Raw genomic sequence first — 3,790 nt, 5'->3', positions numbered from 1 at the left:
TCCGGCGTTTGAGGACGAGCGCGGCAGCGCGATCTGCGGCCACCCCCCGGGCGACGGCGACCAGCTACTGGTCGGACGAGAAGCGGACCGCTCCCGCCGGGAGAGTGGCCTCGCACCAGATGCGGACCCCGTCCCGCAGCTCGTTGTCCGCGCCCACGCGAGCCCCGTCGCCCACCACCGCGCCGGTGAGGACCGAGCGGGCCCCGACGGAGGCGCGGGCGCCGATGAGGGAGTCGGTGATGACGGCGCCGGGCTCGATGACCGCGCCGGACAGCACCGTGCTGCCGACCAGGCGCGCCCCCTCGCCGACTACGGCGTCCTCGCCGACCACCGTGCCCCCGGTGAGCTTCGCGTCCCCGGCGACCTGGGCGGAGGGCAGGACGAGGCGGTCGCCGCAGCGGCCGGGCACCGCCGGGGACGGGGCGCGGCCGAGGACCAGGTCGGCGGAGCCGCGGACGAATGCCTGGGGCGTGCCGAGGTCCAGCCAGTACGTGGAGTCGACCATGCCCTGGAGGTGGGCCCCGGAGGCGAGCAGGTCGGGGAACGTCTCGCGCTCGACGGAGACGGGGCGGCCCGCGGGGATCGTGTCGATGACCGAGCGCCGGAACACGTACGCACCCGCGTTGATCTGGTCGGTGACGATCTCCTGGGGGGTCTGGGGCTTCTCCAGGAAGGCGGTGACGCGGCCGGTCGGGTCGGTGGGGACCAGGCCGTACGCCCGCGGGTCGGACACCTTCGTCAGGTGCAGCGAGACGTCCGCGTCGACCCGCTCGTGCTCGGCGACCAGGGCCCGGATGTCCAGGCCCGTGAGGATGTCGCCGTTGAAGATCAGGACGGGGTCCTGGGGGCCGGAGCGCAGCCGGGAGGCGACGTTGCGGATGGCGCCGCCGGTGCCGAGGGGCTCCTCCTCCGTCACGTACTCGATGTGCAGGCCGAGCGCCGAACCGTCGCCGAAGTACGGCTCGAAGACCTCCGCCAGATAGGAGGTGGCGAGGACGATGTGGTCGACGCCCGCCGCGCGGGCCCGCGCCAACTGGTGGGTGAGGAAGGGGACACCCGCCGCGGGGACCATCGGCTTGGGCGTGTGCACCGTGAGCGGCCGCAGCCGGGTGCCCTTGCCGCCGACCAGGAGGATCGCTTCTGTCACCTGTCGTCTCTGCTTCCTGCTGGGGCCGGCCGAGATTTCGTTTCGGCCGGCCAGTGTATGCAGACGTGCGTGCGGACCGTGCAGGGCGACCGGACCTCAGCGGCCCTGGTAGCGAGCCGAAGCGAACCGGGCCTTTCCGAGCTTGGAGTAGAGGCGGCGGCCGGGGCACTCGGTGGCGAACCCGTCCTTGTGGCCGGAGATCACGTTGAGCCTGACGGTGCTGCCTTTCTTGTAGAGGTTCCCACCGCCCGACTTCAGGTATGTCTTTCCGCGCGGATTGGCGCCGAACAGGCCGAGCTTCCACGCGGTGAGCTTCGCGACGCCGGTCACCGCTGCCTTGCGCGGAGCGGCGTTGGCGAACGACCCGAGGACGGCGATGCCCATGCTGTTCGTGTTGAAACCGAGAGTGTGCGCGCCGAGGACCGCCTTGGCCACACCCCCCGCACGGCCTTCGTAGATGTTCCCGCACTTGTCGACGGCGAAGTTGTAGCCGAAGTCACGCCAGCCGCTGCTCCTGACGTGGTAGCGGTAAATACTGCGCAGGACGGAGGGCGCCTGCGAGCAGCGGTAGTTGTTGCCGGTGGCGCTGTGGTGCACGAAGGCCGCCTTGACGGTCCTGGTGTACGCGAAGTTCCGCTCGCGCAGGCCCTCGTCGGCGCCCCAGCCGCGCCGCGTGACGATCCGCGGCCGCGGGCCGATGTACGGCTTGGCCTTGGCGACGTCGCCGCGCGCGGCGAGCAGGTCCGCCTCCGTCTCCGCCTTGCCGAGCGCGGGGATCACCTCGGCTCCCATGGGCGCGAGGTCGGCGTTCACCGCGGCGGCGGCCGCGGCCTCGGCGCTCATGCGGGCGGTCAGGGCGGCGTCCGTCTGGGCGGCCTGGTACGCGCCCTCGGCCTTCGCCGGGGCGCCCTGCTGGGCTGTGTCGGCCGGGGGCGCCGGATGCTCGCCGGGGTCGACGAGTTCGAGACGCAGGCCCGCGGGGAGGGCGAGCGTCTGGTCCTGGAGGCCGGTCCGGTCCTGGGAGTACGAGTGGCCCCGGGGGCGCGAGCGCTCCGGCTCCGCCTCGGGCCGCACCCGCACCTCCACCCCGTCCGAGTCCCCCACCCACAGCGGCGCCGTCGACCCCCGCACCCGGCCCGAGTCGCTCTCGGGCGTGCCGGGGTCGGCCGCGTGCTCGTGGTTGTGCGTCTCGACCTCCTGCCAGGGGGACCAGGTGGCGGTGCCGGTCGCGCGGGTGCGCACCTGGACGCTGCCGCGCAGCTCGACATTCGGGTCGTCCCAGATGACACCCACCAGCGAGAACGGCCGTACGTCGCGCCGGGCGACGCCCTGGTCGGGGGAGGCCGTGCCGCCCGCGCGATCACCGCCGAGCGGTCCGAGCGGCAGCGACTGGGTGGAGCCGGGCAGCGTATCCACGGCGGGCAGGGAATCCGCCGCGGGCCGCGTCACGGCCGCGGTCGGGGACGACGTCAGGGCAAGGGGCAGGGCGAGTGCCGCCGCGCAGGTGACACCGATCGAGGAAGCAAGGAATCCACGCATACAGACGATAGTTGGCATACCGGGACATATCTGTCCATCGGGGAAGGGGGCGGAACTGACGGGCCGTCGGTCGGCGGGCCGCCGAACCGGCGTTCCCAACTGGGCCGCCCACAGGGGCGGCACGCGGCCGCCCGCGTACCCTTGCGGCCGTGAACGCCAACGACCGCACCCCTGCCGACCTGCTGCGATCCGCGCTCGCCGCGGACCCGGCCCGCCCGCTGGTCACGTACTACGACGACGCCACCGGCGAGCGCGTCGAATTGTCCGTGGCCACCTTCGCCAATTGGGTGGCCAAGACCGCCAATCTGCTCCAGGGCGAGCTGTCCGCCGAGCCCGGCGACCGGCTCGCGCTGCTGCTGCCCGCGCACTGGCAGACGGCGGTGTGGCTGCTCGCCTGTTCGTCCGTGGGCGTGGTCGCGGACGTCGGCGGCGACCCGGCGGCGGCCGACCTGGTCGTCAGCGGCCCGGACACTCTGGACGCGGCGCGGGCCTGCTCCGGCGAGCGGGTGGCCCTGGCCCTGCGCCCCCTCGGCGGCCGCTTCCCGCAGCCCCCCGAGGGCTTCGCCGACTACGCCGTGGAGGTGCCGAGCCAGGGCGACCAGTTCGCCCCGTACGCACCCGTGGACCCGGACGAGCCCGCGCTCGCCGTCGCCGGCCTGGAGCTGACCGGCGCCGAGCTGGTGGAGCGGGCCCGCGCGGACGCCGCCGAGCTGGGCCTCGCCCCCGGCGCCCGGCTGCTCTGCGACCGCCCCTACGACACCTGGGACGGCCTGAGCGCCGGTCTGTACGCGCCGCTGGCCGCGGGCGGTTCCGTGGTCCTGTGCCGCCACCTCGACCGGCTCGGCGAGGGCGGCCTGGAGAAGCGGATCGAGAGCGAGCGGGTGACGGCGACGGCCCGGTAGCCGCCGTCGGCCGGATGTCCCCCGTTCGGCCCAGCGGAGCCCCTGGCCCGCAGGCCCCCCGCCGCGCGGCGGTCCATGGTCGTAGGAGCGAGCAGAGCGACCTGTGCACCGACCGCAGCCACGAGGGGTGGACCGACACGTGACCGACACCGCGCCCACGCCGTCCGAGCCGTCCGCCCCGGACGGCCGGCCGGCCGAGGCC

3 protein-coding genes are annotated in these 3,790 nt (G+C 74.3%); 1 reads left to right on the top strand and 2 read right to left on the bottom strand.

All coding sequences use genetic code 11. The features are described 5' to 3' along the window. Positions 1-64 precede the first annotated feature (64 nt). Both manB and STRAU_RS18830 read right to left on the bottom strand, forming a co-directional pair. On the bottom strand, positions 65-1,147 hold the full coding sequence (gene manB, locus STRAU_RS18835) for a mannose-1-phosphate guanylyltransferase (protein WP_016641955.1): 1,083 nt from the start codon (positions 1,145-1,147) through the stop codon (positions 65-67). A gap of 96 nt (positions 1,148-1,243) precedes the next feature. Further along, complete coding sequence (locus STRAU_RS18830; protein ID WP_016641954.1) at positions 1,244-2,686, bottom strand: peptidoglycan recognition protein family protein; 1,443 nt, start codon at positions 2,684-2,686, stop codon at positions 1,244-1,246. 149 nt (positions 2,687-2,835) lie between these two features. On the opposite strand from STRAU_RS18830, the gene STRAU_RS18825 reads away from it, so the two are divergent. Continuing rightward, a complete protein-coding gene (locus STRAU_RS18825) occupies positions 2,836-3,588 on the top strand; it encodes a TIGR03089 family protein (protein ID WP_016641953.1) in 753 nt (250 codons plus the stop codon). Positions 3,589-3,790: the final 202 nt, after the last annotated feature.

Source organism: Streptomyces aurantiacus JA 4570 (assembly GCF_000414115.1).
Lineage (GTDB): Bacteria > Actinomycetota > Actinomycetes > Streptomycetales > Streptomycetaceae > Streptomyces > Streptomyces aurantiacus_A.
Note: the sequence above shows the minus strand (reverse complement) of the source record. Positions and strands in the feature narration are given on the sequence as shown.